Source organism: Synechococcus sp. H55.8, assembly GCF_047462375.1.
GTDB lineage: Bacteria > Cyanobacteriota > Cyanobacteriia > Thermostichales > Thermostichaceae > Thermostichus.
In genome coordinates, this window is record NZ_JANSJC010000038.1 from 1 (window position 1) to 16,287 (window position 16,287).

19 protein-coding genes, 1 tRNA gene and 1 pseudogene are annotated in these 16,287 nt (G+C 60.0%); 10 read left to right on the forward strand and 11 right to left on the reverse strand.

Features of this window, described 5'->3' with window-relative positions; translation table 11 throughout:
* From NW862_RS12045 to NW862_RS12060, 4 genes are all read right to left on the reverse strand, one after another.
* Positions 1-884, reverse strand: an 884-nt coding sequence (locus NW862_RS12045) for a M23 family metallopeptidase (protein WP_414369118.1), incomplete at its 3' end; no start/stop codon positions are given.
* A gap of 41 nt (positions 885-925) precedes the next feature.
* On the reverse strand, positions 926-1,729 hold the full coding sequence (locus tag NW862_RS12050; RefSeq protein ID WP_414427221.1) for a biotin--[acetyl-CoA-carboxylase] ligase: 804 nt from the start codon (positions 1,727-1,729) through the stop codon (positions 926-928).
* A 5-nt stretch (positions 1,730-1,734) separates the two neighbouring features.
* Entirely contained in the window at positions 1,735-2,367 is a 633-nt protein-coding gene (locus NW862_RS12055) for a DUF3318 domain-containing protein (protein ID WP_414335991.1), read from the reverse strand.
* A 14-nt stretch (positions 2,368-2,381) separates the two neighbouring features.
* Complete coding sequence (locus NW862_RS12060) at positions 2,382-3,101, reverse strand: pyridoxine 5'-phosphate synthase (protein ID WP_414335993.1); 720 nt, start codon at positions 3,099-3,101, stop codon at positions 2,382-2,384.
* Positions 3,102-3,282: 181 nt separating this feature from the next.
* On the opposite strand from NW862_RS12060, the gene NW862_RS12065 reads away from it, so the two are divergent.
* The gene (locus tag NW862_RS12065) at positions 3,283-4,350 is read left to right on the forward strand and encodes a hypothetical protein (RefSeq protein ID WP_414335995.1); all 1,068 of its coding nucleotides are present in this window, start codon (positions 3,283-3,285) and stop codon (positions 4,348-4,350) included.
* 121 nt (positions 4,351-4,471) lie between these two features.
* Here the strand turns inward: NW862_RS12065 and NW862_RS12070 are convergent, their stop codons facing one another.
* Positions 4,472-4,828, reverse strand: coding sequence for a hypothetical protein (locus tag NW862_RS12070; protein ID WP_414365699.1), 357 nt, complete (start codon positions 4,826-4,828; stop codon positions 4,472-4,474).
* A gap of 126 nt (positions 4,829-4,954) precedes the next feature.
* On the opposite strand from NW862_RS12070, the gene lepB reads away from it, so the two are divergent.
* Positions 4,955-5,629 carry a signal peptidase I gene (gene lepB, locus NW862_RS12075; RefSeq protein ID WP_414336229.1) on the forward strand — a complete coding sequence of 225 codons (675 nt, stop codon included), beginning with the start codon at positions 4,955-4,957 and terminating at the stop codon, positions 5,627-5,629.
* A 28-nt stretch (positions 5,630-5,657) separates the two neighbouring features.
* Here the strand turns inward: lepB and sds are convergent, their stop codons facing one another.
* A complete protein-coding gene (sds, locus tag NW862_RS12080; RefSeq protein WP_414338940.1) occupies positions 5,658-6,629 on the reverse strand; it encodes a solanesyl diphosphate synthase in 972 nt (323 codons plus the stop codon).
* Between the two features lie 114 nt (positions 6,630-6,743).
* Here sds and NW862_RS12085 point away from each other — a divergent pair, with 114 nt between their 5' ends.
* Entirely contained in the window at positions 6,744-7,139 is a 396-nt protein-coding gene (locus NW862_RS12085; RefSeq protein WP_414335804.1) for a metal-sensing transcriptional repressor, read from the forward strand.
* A 122-nt stretch (positions 7,140-7,261) separates the two neighbouring features.
* On the opposite strand, the gene NW862_RS12090 is transcribed toward NW862_RS12085, so the two are convergent.
* Positions 7,262-7,714, reverse strand: a complete 453-nt coding sequence (locus tag NW862_RS12090; protein WP_414335802.1) for a TerB family tellurite resistance protein — start codon at positions 7,712-7,714, stop codon at positions 7,262-7,264.
* 226 nt (positions 7,715-7,940) lie between these two features.
* Between NW862_RS12090 and rpsP the strand changes: the two are divergent.
* The 5 genes and pseudogenes from rpsP to cysQ form a co-directional block, all read left to right on the forward strand.
* Positions 7,941-8,186: pseudogene (gene rpsP, locus NW862_RS12095) on the forward strand (30S ribosomal protein S16); the annotation flags it as partial.
* Between the two features lie 292 nt (positions 8,187-8,478).
* Positions 8,479-8,739 (forward strand): KH domain-containing protein, encoded by a 261-nt coding sequence (locus tag NW862_RS12100; protein WP_414335800.1) that lies wholly within the window; start codon positions 8,479-8,481, stop codon positions 8,737-8,739.
* Positions 8,736-9,839 (forward strand): ArsA family ATPase, encoded by a 1,104-nt coding sequence (locus tag NW862_RS12105; protein ID WP_414347738.1) that lies wholly within the window; start codon positions 8,736-8,738, stop codon positions 9,837-9,839. Before NW862_RS12100 ends, NW862_RS12105 begins: the two co-directional genes overlap by 4 nt.
* 27 nt (positions 9,840-9,866) lie before the next feature.
* On the forward strand, positions 9,867-10,622 hold the full coding sequence (gene hisF, locus NW862_RS12110; RefSeq protein ID WP_414335796.1) for an imidazole glycerol phosphate synthase subunit HisF: 756 nt from the start codon (positions 9,867-9,869) through the stop codon (positions 10,620-10,622).
* A 17-nt stretch (positions 10,623-10,639) separates the two neighbouring features.
* Positions 10,640-11,437, forward strand: coding sequence for a 3'(2'),5'-bisphosphate nucleotidase CysQ (gene cysQ / locus NW862_RS12115; protein ID WP_414335794.1), 798 nt, complete (start codon positions 10,640-10,642; stop codon positions 11,435-11,437).
* A 5-nt stretch (positions 11,438-11,442) separates the two neighbouring features.
* On the opposite strand, the gene NW862_RS12120 is transcribed toward cysQ, so the two are convergent.
* The 3 genes from NW862_RS12120 to NW862_RS12130 all read right to left on the reverse strand — a co-directional run bounded on the left by NW862_RS12120 (position 11,443) and on the right by NW862_RS12130 (position 14,174).
* Positions 11,443-11,907 (reverse strand): pentapeptide repeat-containing protein, encoded by a 465-nt coding sequence (locus NW862_RS12120; RefSeq protein WP_414335792.1) that lies wholly within the window; start codon positions 11,905-11,907, stop codon positions 11,443-11,445.
* 189 nt (positions 11,908-12,096) lie between these two features.
* Entirely contained in the window at positions 12,097-12,870 is a 774-nt protein-coding gene (locus NW862_RS12125; protein WP_414335790.1) for a PspA/IM30 family protein, read from the reverse strand.
* A 293-nt stretch (positions 12,871-13,163) separates the two neighbouring features.
* Positions 13,164-14,174, reverse strand: a complete 1,011-nt coding sequence (locus NW862_RS12130) for a LysR substrate-binding domain-containing protein (RefSeq protein ID WP_414349234.1) — start codon at positions 14,172-14,174, stop codon at positions 13,164-13,166.
* 120 nt (positions 14,175-14,294) lie between these two features.
* Here NW862_RS12130 and NW862_RS12135 point away from each other — a divergent pair, with 120 nt between their 5' ends.
* A complete protein-coding gene (locus NW862_RS12135) occupies positions 14,295-15,053 on the forward strand; it encodes a sulfite exporter TauE/SafE family protein (protein ID WP_414349236.1) in 759 nt (252 codons plus the stop codon).
* Positions 15,054-15,585: 532 nt separating this feature from the next.
* Positions 15,586-16,095: a type IV pilin protein gene (locus NW862_RS12140; RefSeq protein ID WP_414336261.1), complete on the forward strand. Its 510-nt coding sequence runs from the start codon at positions 15,586-15,588 to the stop codon at positions 16,093-16,095.
* A 21-nt stretch (positions 16,096-16,116) separates the two neighbouring features.
* Here the strand turns inward: NW862_RS12140 and NW862_RS12145 are convergent.
* Positions 16,117-16,190 (reverse strand) — tRNA-Arg (locus NW862_RS12145).
* Between the last annotated feature and the right edge of the window lie 97 nt (positions 16,191-16,287).

Below are 16,287 nucleotides of genomic sequence, written 5' to 3' on the forward strand. Positions count from 1 at the left end.
ACCTGCAGGTCATCGGTAGCGTCCAAAACCACCCAGCCTTGCCCCACCGTCCGTTTCCACAACTCAAAGTGCAAGTGGGGCCCCGTCACCGCTCCCGTCGCCCCCACGTAGCCGATTACGGTGCCCTGCTTCACGACTTCTCCCACACCCACAGCAGATTCAGACATATGGCCATAGCGGGTGCGCTGGTTGCCGGCATGCTCCAGCACAACGGTGATCCCCAGACCGCCCAGGGATCCCGAAGTGACCACCTTGCCGCTCAAAGAGGCCAAGATCGGCGTTCCCAGGCTGGCCCCCAAATCCACCCCGGCATGGAACTCCGGCTCTCCGCGAATGGGGTGAATTCGCATGCCAAACCCAGAAGTAATCGGCACCGGATGGGGTAGGGGATAGAGCAGTCGTTCTTCACCTGCCGCCAGTTCTGGTAACTCCGGCGTTGGCGGTTCAGGCGCTTGGGTCTGGCTGGGATCCTCAATGCGAATCTCTTCACCTGGGGTGAGGATGATGCGGCGACCGGAGCTGCGTTCCATCAGCACCACCGGCACCCCACCTTCAGGTTGAGAAAAGGACGCCGTGCCGCTATTGCCGGGGGTGGCCAGGCCACGGTTTTTTTTCGGCTCAATAACCATTTCCCGGCCCACCACCGTCTCTGGGTGGGTTCCCGCCTCAAGAGCTTCTCCCCGTAGAGGAATGGCCCCATCCAGCAGCAGGGCTGCCGCCCCAGGCGTGTCCAGAGCCGGCTCCACCACGGGCGGTGGGGGCAAAGGGTTGGGTTGTGTCTGGGCCAGCAGAGCCGTGGGATAGAGCCAAAGCAGACCCAGCCAAAAGCGCAGCCGTCGCCTTTGTGGGAAGAAAAGGCGCGCTGCCGCAACCAAAGGCTTCATCACCGCACTCAACACAGGCCACACAAGAAAAACCAGAAAGGCTACAGATCGCCGCCAACAGGAGTGTGATAGCTCAAGCGAACTTGGTCAGGTGCAAGCGTCAGGATGGATCCTTGCTCCCCTTGTGTTTGTACTCGCACCCGCCCATCCTCGGCAAGGCCCAAGACCGTGAGGCTGCTTTCCCCCTGGGCTCCTTGGACTTGCGACTGAACCATCCAGGCTTCGTACTCTGGGCGAACGGGGCCAAATCCCTCTTGCAACCAGACCTGGAATCCCTGCTCCATCCCCTGCAGAACCCAGCCGGCAATCTCGGTGCGGTCGAGGGACTGTCGGGATCCCAAGATGTGGGCTAAGGTGATCGCCCCGGCGGGCACGGGATTGTTGATATTCACACCCACGCCGGCCACCAGCCCCAGCAGTTGCCCGTCCCCCCCAAAGCGGCTTTGCACCAGGATCCCCCCCAGCTTGAGCAGAGAATCCGGGCCCACCACCACCAGATCGTTGGGCCATTTCAGCCGCAGCGGGATCCCCAGTTTTTGCCGCAGACTGCCCGCAATACCCCAGCCCAAGGTCAGGGTCAGTTCCAGCAGCGAGTGATGCAAGGGCGGGGATCCCAGCCAGACCGATAGATACAGCCCTCCCGGCTCAGAGTGCCATACCCGCCCATGTTGACCTTGCCCGGCCCGTTGGCGGGTGCTGACCAAAACCGTGCCCACCGGCAGCGGCTGTGGAAACCGGCGGCTCCAGTCCAGGAGCAGCCGATTGGTGGAATCGGTTACCGCCACCTGCAGGAGGTAATGGCCCCAATGGCCCACCTGGGATCCCAGCCGCGAGGGGGAAAGCATCTCCCTCAGCTCAGCACAATATCTTCCGCCGGACGCTGGGCCAGCCGCTTTAGGTTCTGATAGCGCAACATGTCCAGTAGATCATTGCCGGAGCGCCCCTCCAGACGGGCCTCCACGTGCAGCGCCTGCCCCAGAGCCTCCACCGCCTGCAGCCGTGGGATCCCGCGCAACACCAGACGATCCACCGCATAGGCATCGGCAGCCAACAGACGGCGGTCGTTGGTTTGGTCGCGGCGCAACTGCCAGAGGGCCAAGCCACTCAAACCTCCCGAAACCGTTGCTCCCACCGGATCCTGCTGCACAGCCTCAAAGATCAAGCTCAACCCTCCCAGAGCTGCTATGGCCAGGTAAAAGTCGATCTGCCGCGAGGCTGCCCGGCTGTAGTAGCCCACCTTGTGCAGGAACAGCCCCGCTCGCTGCAGGGGGGTAAATTGCCGCCACTCGTAGGGCTTGATAAACAGCCGCATTTGCCGTTCCCAGGGCATTTGCCGACGGCCCTTGATCACCACTGTCTGCCGTTCCGAGGCCGGCAAGATCTTGACGCTCTCTCGCATACTGGCAGGCAGCAGATCCAGCAGGCGCTCGATCTCAGCCTGCTCCAGAACGTAGTTTTCGTAGCCGTAGTATTCCGAGTCCATGCCGGGCCTGCTCCTCAGCTTAATCCCATCGCCTGACGCATCTCTCGCACCGCCCGATCCAGTCCTACCAGCACCGCTCGGCTGATAATGCTGTGGCCGATGTTCAGCTCCTCCATACCCGGGATCCGCGCCACCGGGCCGACATTCCAGTAGGTGAGACCATGTCCCGCATTCACCCGCAGGCCCAGTTGAAGGGCCTGTTGGCAGCCTTTTTCCAGATGCTCAAGTTCCACCTGCCGCCGAGCTGCGGAGGCAGCTTCGGCATAGCGCCCCGTGTGCAGCTCCACCCAGCGGGCCCCCACCTGGGCGGCAGCGGCAATTTGCACTGGATCCGGGTCGATAAACAAGCTGACCGGAATGCCGGATCCCTGCAGTTGGCCGACCACATCGCTAAGACGCGCCACCTGCCCTGCCACATCCAGGCCCCCCTCGGTGGTGATCTCCTCCCGCCGTTCGGGAACCAAAGTGACGTAGTCGGGCTTGATCTCCAGAGCAATGGCCACCATCTCATCGGTGGCGGCCATCTCCAGGTTGAGGTGGGTGCGCACCGTTTGCCGCAACAGCCGCACATCCCGATCTTGAATGTGACGGCGATCCTCGCGCAAGTGCACTGTGATCCCATCTGCCCCCGCCAACTCGGCGATCACTGCCGCTGCCACCGGATCCGGCTCTACGGTGCGGCGAGCCTGGCGAAGGGTGGCAATGTGGTCGATGTTAACTCCAAGACTTAACAAGGCCTGACTGCTGTGGGTGTAAAGGATTCTAGAATGCTCCTAGTATTACATTATGCAATTTGCGCCGGTCAGACGAGCCTGGATGCTGTGGGGCTCAGGCGGCGGGGAGGCAGCCTTTACTCTATGATCAAAATGCTCGAAAGCGATGTCTCGCCTGTGCGGGATCCACTCCAGGCTTGCCATGACTGATCCAAATGCCTCTCTGGCGGTGGGACAACACTCAATCATTGACCGGGCGCGGGTGCCGGCCCTGATTGCCCAATACCTGCCGGTGGAGATCTGCATTTACTACCAGGTTGTGCCCGTGGCCCTGGATACCGACAGCCTCATTTTGGGCATGGTGGATCCCCAGGATTTGGCAGCGCTGGACTACGTGAGCAAGATGCTGGCCTATTCCCAGATCTCCGTTGAGCCGATCCCGCTCACCGCTCAGCAGCAGCAGGATCTCATTGCCTACTACTTCAGCCATCCCCCCGACCCGGCAGAGGTGGAGCGGCTGCGCCTCCAGGCCCAAGCCAGCCGGGTGACGCGGGAGGTTCCCGCTCCTGTGGCGGGGCCACCCACGCAGTTGACGCCAACCCAGCCCCCCTCCGCTCGGCCAACTGCTCCGCCTGTCCCCGCCGACGAATCGGAAGAGACGGTGCAGCAGTTGCTCAACTCGATGCTGCGACGGGCTTTGGATGAGAAAGCCGAGCAGATTTTTGTGGAACCTCAAGAGGGGGCTTCTTGTCGGGTGCGCTACCGTCAGCAGGGGATTTTGCGGGATCTGTTCAAAGATCTTTCGGAGTCCATACGGGCGAAGTTGCTCGCCTCCATGAAGCGGATGATGGCACTGGATCCAGAGCTGCTCGGAGAGCCGCAGCAGGCAGAGGTGGAACGGGTATACCGGGGGGAGCCACTGGTTTTGCAGTTGCGCATTATCCCGCAGCGCTCCAAAAGTGGCCAGACTGCCCTCGCCAGAGAAGGAGCCATCTTGAGTATTTTGCGAGGGGAAGCCCTCCAGAAATATCAACAAGGTCAGAATAACCTCCGCGTCTCCGAGACCTTAGCCTTGGCCCAACAGACCCATCAACTGCTACAACAACTGCAAAGTGCTCTCAGCAACACAATCGACAAACTCAAGCAGTACCCCAGTCCACCGCGGAGCGACTGGCCCCTGATGACAGAGGTGTTGGCAGCTATCCAGGCTCAAGCCCAGATGATCGCCATCCATCAGCAGGACTGGGAAAAACTCAATTCCGGCAGTTGAGCCCCCAGGCATTTCGAGGGCATCTTAGCTTTTGCCTTGCTTCTTGGCTTTATGGGCTCCCAATGCCTTTTGCCGGTGGCCCAAGTTTCTCATTCCCGTTGCAAACCCAAGCAGTTTTTTCCTAACGGGATCCCTCCCGCAACAGCACCAAAATCACACCGGCAATAATGCTGATGGTGGCCCCGGCAATGAGACTGGTGGCCAGACGTTCCAGCCGTTCTCCGATGCTCTGAGCGGTGTCGAACTTAAAAGTCAGTTTTTCCAGGTCACCTGATAGTTTCTCGACGTCGCCCGATAGTTTCTCGACGTCGCCCGATAGTTTCTCGACACGCTCTGAGAGCTTTCCAGTATCTCCTGCGAGCCGATCGATCCGCTGCAAAATTTCCCCTTGTTGTTGGCTGAGGTGGGCTATTGCTTGGCTGTTGGTCTCGACCAAGCGCTCAAGCCGATCTAGGCGTTCTTCTGTTGAAATCGTCATGGGGTTTGCAAGTTACAGGCTACGTGTCTCTCGATCGTAAGCTACTGGCGGCCATTCGTCTTTTCGATGCTGGCTCCTGCTGGGTGCGATAATCTTGAGATCGTGCAGTCTTGTCCGTTAGCTCCCATGCCGTCCAAAGATCCAACGTCTCTGCCCAAGCCCCAGTCGGCACCTGCCAGCTCGGGATCCCGCACCTGGTGGCAGGCGCAGCGGGAAAACCTGCTGACGGTTGTGCTGGCGCTGCTGTTGGCTTTCGGCATTCGCACCTTTGTGGCGGAGGCGCGTTGGATCCCCTCCGATTCCATGCTGCCCACCCTGGAAGAAGGGGATCGGCTGGTGGTGGAAAAGGTCAGCTACCGCTTTGGCCCGCCCAGACGCGGCGACATCATTGTTTTCTACCCGCCTGCCAAGCTGAACTTCAACGGCGCCTACATCAAGCGGGTGATCGGCCTACCTGGGGATCGCATTCGTATCGCCGATGGTGAGGTCATCATCAACGGGATCCCACTGCAGGAGGACTATATTTATGCTCCTCCCAACTATTCTTGTCCTGGAGAGCGCTGCCCTGGAGTTCCCAACCAGGGATCCGAATTTGTAGTTCCTCCTCACTCCTATTTTGTGATGGGGGACAATCGCAATGACAGCCAGGACTCCCATGTGTGGGGTTTTTTGCCGGAAGAAAACATCATCGGCAACACCATTTTTCGCTTTTGGCCCCCGAATCGCCTACACGTTTTCACCCCGCCAGAATATCCCGAGCTGCGTTCGGAAACTCAAGTGTTGGGCGACACCGCCCGCTAGGGAGGTCGCTTGACTCTGCCTGGGCTGCTCAGTGCAGCCGCTCCAGCACATAGTCCACCATTTGAAACAGAGCCCGGCGGGCTACAGAATCCGGGAGCACTTCCAGCGCCTCGGCGGCCTGACGGGCATAGTCTCGCGCCAACTGACGAGAGCGTGGGATCCCTTCGCTTTGATACACCCACTCTAGGGCCTGCTTCAGGTCTTGCGGGTTGGACAGTTCCCTGAGAATGAGCTCCCGCATCTGGGGAAATTCCTCTAAGGCGAATAAAACGGGTGCGGTGAGGTTGCCCTGGATGAGGTCGGATCCCACCGGCTTGCCGAGCATCTCTGCCGAAGCGGTGAAGTCCAGCAGATCGTCAACGATCTGAAAGGCAATGCCCAGATCCCGCCCAAAATCGAATAGCCGATCCGCCACCTCCTCGCTCACCCCACTCAGCAGACCGGCAGCCTTGGAACTGCCGGACATCAGGGAGGCCGTTTTGTAGAAGCTCTTGGCCAGGTAGTCCTCCATCGACACATCCGGGTTGAAGCGGGTAAGGCTCTGACGCACCTCTCCTTCTGGCAGATCCATGATCACCTTGGAAAGGAGCTTCACCACTTCCAGATTGTCCAGACTGGCCAAATACCAGGCAGCCTGACCGAAGAGGTAATCCCCCGCCAGCACGGCTATCCGATTGTCGAAGAGGGTGTTTACCGTGTCGATTCCTCGTCGCACGTCGGCAGCATCGATGACATCATCGTGTACCAAGCTGGCCGTGTGGATCATCTCGGTAATCTCTGCCAAGCGCCAGTGGCGGGGTGTGATCTCCCCATCGGGAGTGGTGGCACGGGCAATGAGGAGCACAATGGCTGGCCGGATCCCTTTCCCACCTGCCGAAAACAGATGCTCGGCAGCCATAGCCAGAATGGGGTGCTTGGCGCTAACCAACCGCGTCAGGTTCTGGCGTAAACGCTCCAGATCCGCTTCTACAGGGCCAAAGGGGGAGAGCACAGAGGTCATGGAGCCAGCGTATGAGAGGTTTTACAAAATTTCATATCTTTTCTTATTGTAGAGTACCCTATCGTTCCCAGGGAAAACCAAGCAGTATTATGCAAGCAGTCTTCTGCCCTTTTTATGTCCGATCCTGTCCTTCCACTTGGCGCTCGCTCCGTTCCACCGCTCCCTTCAGAACCCGATTGGGAGGAGGAGTGGGAGTTGGCGCTGGAAAAGCCGCCCCTGTCTGGGCGGGCCCAGCCTCACCATCATGATCCTCAGTCACGGCGCAAGTTGATCAACCGCTTGGCGCGCATCGAGGGGCACGTTCACGGGATCCGCTCCATGATCGAGCAGGATCAACCTTGTCCAGATGTGCTGCTACAAATTGCCGCCGTCAAGGGGGCGCTGGATCGGGTGGCGCGGCTGATCCTGGACGATCACATCCGCCATTGCATCCGCCACGCCATCGAGACCGGCAATATCGAAGTGGAGCTGGAAGAGCTGCAACGGGCCCTGGATCGCTTTATCGGCTAGGTTGCGATGGCCAGATGTCTGGGCTGAACCTGAAAGGCTCCCTGGCTTGGTTGGGGGAAACACCAAGCCGGGGTGTTGATGCGGTTGCCAAGGCCGGCTGTTCTGGCTGATGCTATCTAATGCTATTCGGTAGCTGGATCTCCCTGAGAAGGCTGGGCGTAGCGCTCTAGCAAGCCCCTGTTCTTCAGTTGCCATTGCAGGCCCATGAAGGCACAGTTCAGGAACTCGTCGATCTCCTCCCGGCTGAACTGCATGGCCTTGCCGATCTCAAAAATGAGCGCCTCCTCCTTTTCTGTCAGCTCGTTGTTGACCACCGCCATTGTTGTCAGATCCCGCAGGATCAAGGCCCCGGCTGCGTTGTGCAGAGGCGGGATCCCGCTGAGGTCTAGGGTTGCGTCTGTTTTCTCGGCCAGATAGGTTTGGGCCACCTGTTCTTCAATGCCCATCCCTTCGGCAATTTGCAGGAAAAAGTTGGTTTCCTCTTCGTCCAACTGGCCGTCCACTCGGGCCACCGCGATCAGGGCTTTGAGGTAGAGCTGGCGCTGCTCATCTGTCAAGTCGGCGTAGTTGACCATGGGGGGTGTTGCTGAGTGTGGGTTTCCTCTTCAACTTTGCCATGAAGAGCGCCGCCCGGCGTCGGTTTGGCTCTTTTTCAGCCAAGGAAAAAATCGACTAAAATAGAGAGCCTGTGTCTGCCCAGATTTCCGGTAGGGGATCGGGGTGGCGGGCACGGGTTTGATTTTGGTTTTTCTCTAACCACCCTTCACAGCTTGCGGAGCAACCCTAAGGAGCAGATACCCCATGGTCAAATTGCGGCTCAAGCGCTACGGAAAAAAACGGCAACCCAGCTATCGCATCATCGCCATCGAAAGTAAAAGCCGTCGCGAGGCCCGTCCGCTGGAGGAATTGGGCTACTACAACCCGCGCACCAAAGAGACGGTTTTGGAGACGGCGGGCCTGCTCAAATGGTTGCGTTGTGGCGCTCAGCCCACGGAGACCGTGGAGGGTCTTCTCAAAAAGGCCGGCATCTACGAGATGCTGAAAGCAGGAGAAGGCGGAGTGGTTGCCTCGATTCGCATCCCGGCCATCGCCAAGCCTGAAGCTGGGATCCCTGAGCCAACAGAAGAACCTGCTACGGAAGCTCCTGAACCCGATGCAGAGCCGGCTGTGGCAGAGGCTGGATCCCTGCCAGAATCGAGCCACCAAGAATCTGCAATTGAAGAGCCACGGGTCGAAGAAGCAGCCAAAGCCTAGGATAAGGACTTCGTCCCGCTGACGCCATCGGTTAACCTTTTGGCTATAGGCTCGGCTTGAACCCGTTTTTCCTTGCCAGACGCCCATGCCAGACTACAAAGCCCTTGTCCATCTTTTGATCGAGCCGTTGCTCAGCTCATCTGGGCTGCAGATGGACGTGGAAACCACCTGTGGCGGGCGCAAGGTATGGCTGCGGCTGGCCTTTGACCCCAAGGATCGCGGGCGGGTATTCGGGCGCGGCGGGCGCACTCTGCAGGCGATTCGGCAGGTGATGATGGCGGCAGCCCAGTTGGCGGGCCAGTCTTTGTACATCGACATCTACGGCGAGGCAGGAGAGCGGGAATGAGCCAGATCCTCACCTTTTTGGGTAAGGGGGGCACAGGCCGGAGCACGTTGGCGGTGGCAGCAGCGCGGGCAGCAGCCCAACAGGGGCGGCGAGTGCTGTTGGTGGGCCATCAGGCGGGGCCGGCGCTGGAGATGCTCTTGGGCGGGATCCCACTTGCCGGGGAGCCGGTGACCATTGCTGCCAATTTGAGCGTGGTGCAGTTGCGCACAACTCAGCTTCTGGAACAACACTGGACGGCGGCCAAAGAGCTGGAAGCCCGATATGTGCGCACTCCCTTTTTCCGGGAGATCTACGGTCAGGAGCTGGGGGTGTTGCCGGGCATGGATCAGGCGCTGGCCCTGGAAGCGCTGCGCCGCTACGATGCCAGCGGCCAATACGACTGCATTCTCTACGATGGGCCGGGGGATCTGACCACCTTGCGGGCTTTTGGCATCCCGGAGGTGGCCAGCTGGTACTGGCGGCGGGCTTCCCAGGCTTTTCTGGGATCCGACTTGGCCAAAACCCTGCGCCCTTTTGCCGAGCCGTTGCTGCGGTCGGTCAGCACCGTGGAGTTCTCGTCTCTAGAGGATCTGTCGAATCGGCTGGGGGGGATGACCAACATTTTCGAGCAGGGGCGGCAGGCCATCGCCGATCCGCGCCGCGTGTTGGCCCACCTGGTGACCACCCCGGATCCGATGGCCGTCCAAACCGCCCGTTACCTCTGGGGCAGCGCTCAGATGGTGGGGCTGACGGTGGGCGGCCTCTGGGTCACCCCTCTGGCTCCGGGCGAGGTCTCGGCTGCCGATTTTTTCCCCTTGACCGTACGCACACTTCCCCTGCGTCAAGGATCCGATTGGTCAGCTTTGGAGGCAGCGGTGGGGGGCATATTCGCCGTGCCGGATGTGCCGCCGCCCGTGGCCATCGACGAGGGAGCGCGTACAGTCAAGCTGTTTATTCCCGGCTTCAGCAAGGCCCAGATCGAGCTGAGCCAGTCGGGCCCGGAGCTGACCATCACCGCCGGGGATCAGCGGCGCAATTTGTTCTTGCCTCCCAGCCTGGCGGGTCGGCAGGTGGCCGGGGCCAAGTTTCAAGAACCCTTCTTGGTCATCAGCTTCGGCTAGGCCATCACGCCAGCGGAGGAGAAGGCGATGTTGGCCAAACGGATCATTCCCTGTCTGGATGTGGCGGCGGGGCGGGTGGTCAAAGGGATCCAGTTTGTGCAGTTGCGCGATGCCGGGGATCCGGTGGAGCTGGCCCAGGCTTATGATCGGGCGGGGGCGGACGAGCTGGTCTTTCTGGACATCACCGCTACCCACGAGGAGCGGGAGATTTTGCTGGAGGTGGTGCAGCGCACGGCGGAGCAGGTGTTCATCCCCCTCACGGTGGGAGGTGGGATCCGCGATGTGGAAGGGATCCGGCAACTGTTGCGGGCCGGGGCCGACAAGGTAAGCCTCAACTCGGCGGCAGTCCGGGATCCGGATCTGGTCACCCAGGCCAGCCGTCAGTTTGGATCCCAGTGCATCGTGGTGGCTATCGACGCCCGCGCCAAACCAGGGGGATGGGAAGTGTACGTGCGCGGGGGGAGGGAGCCGACGGGGCTGGACGTGGTGGAGTGGGCCAAAACCGTGGCCGAGCGAGGGGCAGGGGAGATCTTGCTCACCAGCATGGACGCCGACGGCACCCAAGCGGGCTACGACCTGGAGCTGACCCGCCGCGTGGCCGAGGCGGTGGCGGTGCCGGTGATCGCCTCAGGGGGGGCGGGAGACTGTGCCCACATCCGCCAAGCTCTGCAGGAGGGGGGGGCAGAGGCAGCCCTGTTGGCTTCTCTGTTGCACTACGGCCAGTTGACGATTGCCCAGATCAAAGCCGATTTGGCCGCCCACGGCATTCCGGTGCGCTGCTAAATCTTGGGGGGTTGCCCATGCAGGATCTGGCCGATCTCTTGCCCCATGTCAGCCGCCTTGCAGAAGCAGCCGGGCAGGCCATTCTGGAGATCTATCGGCAAGAGCAGATCCAAGTCAGGGACAAGACCGACTTCTCCCCCCTCACTGAAGCAGATCTGGCCGCCCACCACCTGATCCTGCGGGGCCTGCAAGATCTAACTCCGGGGATCCCCGTGCTGTCGGAAGAATGCGGCGGGATCCCCTATTCGGAGCGGCAACAGTGGCGGCAGTTCTGGCTGGTGGATCCCCTAGATGGCACGCGCGAGTTTATCGGGCGCAACGGCCAGTTCACGGTCAACATCGCCCTCGTCGAGGCGGGGATCCCCATCTTAGGCGTCGTCCATGCCCCGGCTCTCGGCCTTACCTACAGGGCAGCGCAAGGGCTGGGGGCCTACAAAGGCAAAGAGCCCATCCGGGCCCGCCCCCCCGCCCAGGCTCCTCTGCAGGTGGTGGCCAGCCGTTCCCACCGCAGCCCGGAGACGGAGCAATTCCTGGAGCGGCTGCGACGGCGCTACGGTTCTCTCGAAGTCAAGTCTGTGGGTAGCGCCCTCAAGTTTTGCCTGGTGGCCGAGGGATCCGCCCATCTCTACCCCCGCTTTGGCCCCACCCTGGAATGGGATACCGCCGCCGCCCACTGTATCGTCGAGCAGGCGGGGGGAAGTGTCACGAACTTGCAAGGGGATCCCTTGCGCTACAACAAACCGGAGCTGCACAACCCGCCCTTTGTAGCAGCTGCCGAAGGCGTTACCCAACTGTGGCAGGAGCTGGTTCCCTAGAAAGCCTACATGCCCATCTCGGTCGGGTTAAAGCCATCCGGGAACTTCGTGTACTCGTCGTAAAGGGCGCCACGGAAGTGGGTGTTGGTGATGATGGCTCCGCGCAGATCGGCGCCAATGCGCAGATCGGCCCGGTTCAGCTCTGCTTCGCTAAGGTCAGCCCTGAGCAACTTAGCCCGGTAGAGGTTGGCCCCCCGCAGATCCGCCTTCACCAACTTAGCTCCGATTAGGTTCACCCGTCGCAGCTTGGCTCCGCGCAGGTCGGCTCCGGAGAGATCCGCCCCTGCCAAATCCGCCTCGCGCAGATCCGCCCCACTCAAATCGGCATCCCGCAGAATGATGCCCCTCAAGTTCGCACCGCTCAACTGGGCTCCGCTCAAGTTGGAGCCAGAGAAATCCCGCTGGCCAGACGCATAAGCCTGCAACAGTTGCTTGGCATCTAAAAGAGGCTTGATACTCGCTGTTGTCATCGCTGTTGGTTCTCTCGCAAAAACGCAGGAAGGCTACCTTAACCCAAGCTCCCCCCCCTGCCAGAAGCAGGCCGAGAGCTCTTCTGGGCTAGCTTACCACTCTGTGTCCCCCCGGTAAGGACACCCCAACCCACCTAAGCCAAGAGGAAACATGCCCCAGGAACTCAGGCAGACACGGCCTCCCATTGTTCAAAGCTGGTCGATTTCGCGGCGCAGATTTTCCAACTCCGCATCTACCTCGCTTTCAGCCGAGGCAGCAGATTGGGCTTGCGGCAAAACTTTCCGCTCTCCGGCGGGCAATTGGCCCTGCATCGCCGCTTTCAGCATCATCAGCTCGTGATCGACATCCGACCCACCTGCTTCCAAAGCGGCAAACTGGTTCTCCAAGTTGTCCACCGCCAGCTCCGCCACCGCCGCCGACTGAGCTTCCAGGGAGTTCACCTTCTCCTCCATGCGCTCGAAAGCCGCGAAGGCACTGGTGGCGTCCACCCGTCCGATGACCTGGTTAATTTGTTGAGAAGCCTTGGCAGCGCGGGCCCGGGCGATGAGCATATCTTTCTTGGTCTTGGCCTCGGCGATTTTGCTCTCCAGCTTGGTCATGTTGGCCTTTAAGACCTCCACCTGCTTGGTCTGCTCATCCAACTGCCGCTTCAGGCTCTGGGCAGTTTCGGCAAAGGTTTTCTTGCGCACCAGCGCTTCGCGGGCCAGGGCTTCGTTGTTGTTGCGCAGGGCCAACTCGGCCCGTCTTTGCCACTCGTCAACGTTCTGCTGCGCTTGCTCATACTGCCGCTCGATCCGCTTCTGGGCAGCAATGGCCTGGGCAACCGCTTGCCGCATTTGGTAGTGATCCTCCGACATGTCCTGAATGGTTTGGTTCAGGATTTTCTCCGGATCTTCGGCGCTGCTGACCAGCGCGTTGATATTGGATCTGATGATTCGGCTGACCCGATCGAACAATCCCATCGGTTGTTTCCCCCTCTAGCAGTCTGACCTAATGCTACCCTTGCCGTTCCGGTGCCTTCCAGTGCTTCTACCCCAGTATAGGGATCCCTGGCCGAGATCCGAGGAAATGGGTCAGAGGGGATCCTGCCCCAGCCTTTATGTCTTATCCCCGGATCTCGGTGGATTGCACCGGACTACGGGGGTACTGATAAAGCCCAGAAGGCTTATCGAACGTCGGTGTTGGACTGTACGACCAGTCCAGAGACGGGGGCCCGAAGGGCGCTGGGCTGTTGCTTGGCCAGCCCGATGTCTGGCTAGGTCGATGGAAGTTGATCGTCGGGCGAGTTCCCCAAATCTAGGAGGCGGATCATGTTCTCAAAAGCCTGGGCGGCGCGCGAGAGGTGGCGTTGGCGATGCTTGAGCAGCAGAAAGGGGCGTCGCAGAGCATCCGATCCGGCGGCCAGGGGCACTGCCCGCAGATCCCCCAGGCGCACTTCGTTGCGGATCATCAATTCCGAGATGGCGCCAGCTGCGGATCCCTGACTGACCAGGGCCTTGACCATTTCCCCACTTTGCAGGCGCAAGATGACCGATAGCCGCTCGACAGGGATCCCCCAGCAGGCCAGGGCAGCTTCAAAACGCTGCTGGGTGCCGGATCCCGGCTCCCTCATGATCCAGTCGGTTTCCACCAGATCTGAGATCTCGATGTTTGGCCGACCATACCAAGGATGTCCTCTGCCGACAATGAGGCAGAGGCGATCCCAATCGATGACGTGCTGTTCCAGGTGAGGTCGATCCTCAGGTCGGATAACGCCCTCCACCAGGCCCAGATTGAACTTGCCCTGCAGCAAACCCTCGGCAATGGCCTCTGTGTTGGCCAGCGTGCAGCGGATCTGAATGCCGGGGTAGCGCTGCTGGTAGAGGCTGAGGCGGTAGGGCAGCCAGTAGTTGCCGATGGTGAGGCTGGAACCGAGGTGAAGCTCCCCCATCTGCAGATTATTCAGCTCTTTGAGGCCCTGTTCCGTCTGCGCCACCCGCTGCAGAATCTCTTGGGCCTGCCCCTTCAGCCATAGCCCAGCTTCCGTCAACTCCACCCGCCGCCCTATCCGGTGAAACAGCGGGATGCCGTAGCTCCGCTCCAACGCCTGAATGGCAGCGCTGACCGCTGGCTGGGTGATGTAGAGGGCAGCGGCAGCCCGGGTGAAGTGCAGGTGCTCTGCCACCGCCAAAAAAATCCGCAGTTGCTCCAACGTCATTTTCCAGGGATCCCTGCGCATCGGCGGAGTGGATGTTGATTTCTCAAAGCCACCCTGTGGCTCGGCCATGCCAACACAACCGGATCACATAGATCATAACTAGGATTTATTTTTTTTAGAGTTAAAACCATTTGATTTTATCAGTTGCCTCCCTTACCGTCGAGGCAGAGCTTGGCGGTGGAGATGCTGATGAGTTGGTGGGTGACGCTGTTGGTGGGGTGTGGCATTGGCTTTTGCGCCGGTTTGTTTGGCTTGGGGGGCAGCTCTTTGGGCACGCCGTTGCTGCGGTTGCTGGGGATGCCGGCAGTTGTGGCGTTGGCCAGCCCTCTGCCCCTCACCTTGCCCAGCGCTCTGGGAGGAGTGGTCGCCTTTCAAAAACGGGGAATGATCCACTGGCGGGTGGTGGGTCGCACAGTGGTCTGGGGGATCCCGGCGGCAGCGCTGGGGGCATGGACGACGAAGTTTCTGCCGGGAGTGGTGCTGATGTTGCTGACGGCGGTGTTCATTTTTGGGATCGGGCTATACGGCGTGAGCGGATTACGGGGTTTTCTGCCCAGCGAAGAGAAAAAGGAATTGCACCTGGAGCGGATCCCGGTGGGTTCTCTCTTGTTGAATTTCTTGAATGGGGTGCTGGCCAATGGCGGCGGACTGGTGTTGGTGCCTTTCTACCAACTGGCCATAGGGCTGGATCTGCGGAGCGCTCTGGCCAGCTCCCTTGCTTCGGTGGCGTTGTTGGCCGTCCCCGAAATTTTGGTTCACAACAGCCTGGGGCATATTGATTGGGGCACCACCTTCTGGCTGGCGTGGGGGGTGTTTCCCTGCACGGTGCTGGGGGGTAGATTGGCGTTGCGACTTTCCACGCCGTTGCTGACCCGCCTGTACGGGGGATTTTTGGTGGTGCTGGCCCTCTACTTCAGCATCCGGGAAATCCTGCAATCGTCCACGTGATCAGCTAGAAACCGCAGGAGCCCCAGCAGCCGACCCCCCCACGGATCCCTCGGGGGCGGTTTGGCATTTCTGGCTGGGCAAACCCTATGGTAGGAAGGCTTTGTGGTTTTCTGGCTATTTCTGTGCTGGCGTGGGCGGAGCTCCTCTTTCATAGGAGTTCCGTAGCCAGGCGGGCTCTTTCCCACGCAAGAGATGGATCTACATGAGCTGTAGTGGATAACACTGAAAAAAGTTGTAACGTTCGCTTGTCCCAATGCCCTCCAGAGCCGATAGTGTCTGCCTAACCTGCAGGGACGCCACATCCGCGCTCAGGGCTTTCAAACCGGCTCCCAAAAAACCCTGCTACAGGCGGCCTTGCGATCCATCTGAATCCCAGCCCAACGCCGGCGCGGCTTCAGGAGTTCGCATGATTTGGCGAGGAAAGTTTTGCGTCTGCGAAGGGTAACCTGAGACCAAGAATAAGACCTGAATGCTGGCCTAAATTGCGTGTATCTGGATACCTGAGTTCTGCGAAGGTGGAGTGGATACTGCCATGAGCCGACTTTCCTCTCATGAAGCCTATCTGAAGAGGATGCTCTTCCGCCCGACCACTGCAGCCCCCCACGGCATGACGTTGATCGAGTTGCTGGTGGTCATCGTAATTGTTGGTATTCTCTCCGCTGTGGCTATTCCCAATCTGCTCAATCAGATTCGTCGCTCCAGAGTTGCTGAAGCCCAAGCAGCTTTGGCGACCGTTGGCCGTGCTTCAGAAGTTTTCCGCATGGACTTTACGGTTTATCCCTCCGGCTACACCGATATCGAATTCGGTGGGGTTCACGGGGATCGCTATTTGCAAGACCCCTGGCCAGCCTACAACTATCGTCTTCCTGAAGTGGTTCCTCCTGCTCCTGGCGTGACCGGCATGCGTTGGATGACTGAGGCTCATACCCATGTGAGTGCTGGTGGGGAGCTTCTGCGCTGTGACATCGGCCTTGGGGATCGCCAGCAAGAGGTTTTGGCTTCTGGCTACGACCTGCACAACTCCTGCAACCTCTATCGGTGAAACTCTGAAGATTTCACACAACGGGACTGGGCGGACTTGAACCGCCGGCCTAGCGCTTAGGAGGCGCTTGCTCTATCCATCTGAGCTACAGCCCCAGACAAAGAGAGAATGGAGTAAGGGATGCTGGGCAACACCTACCGATCTTAAACCCCCAACTTAGATTACCAGAAAGAGCCATCTAGACCTTTGCCT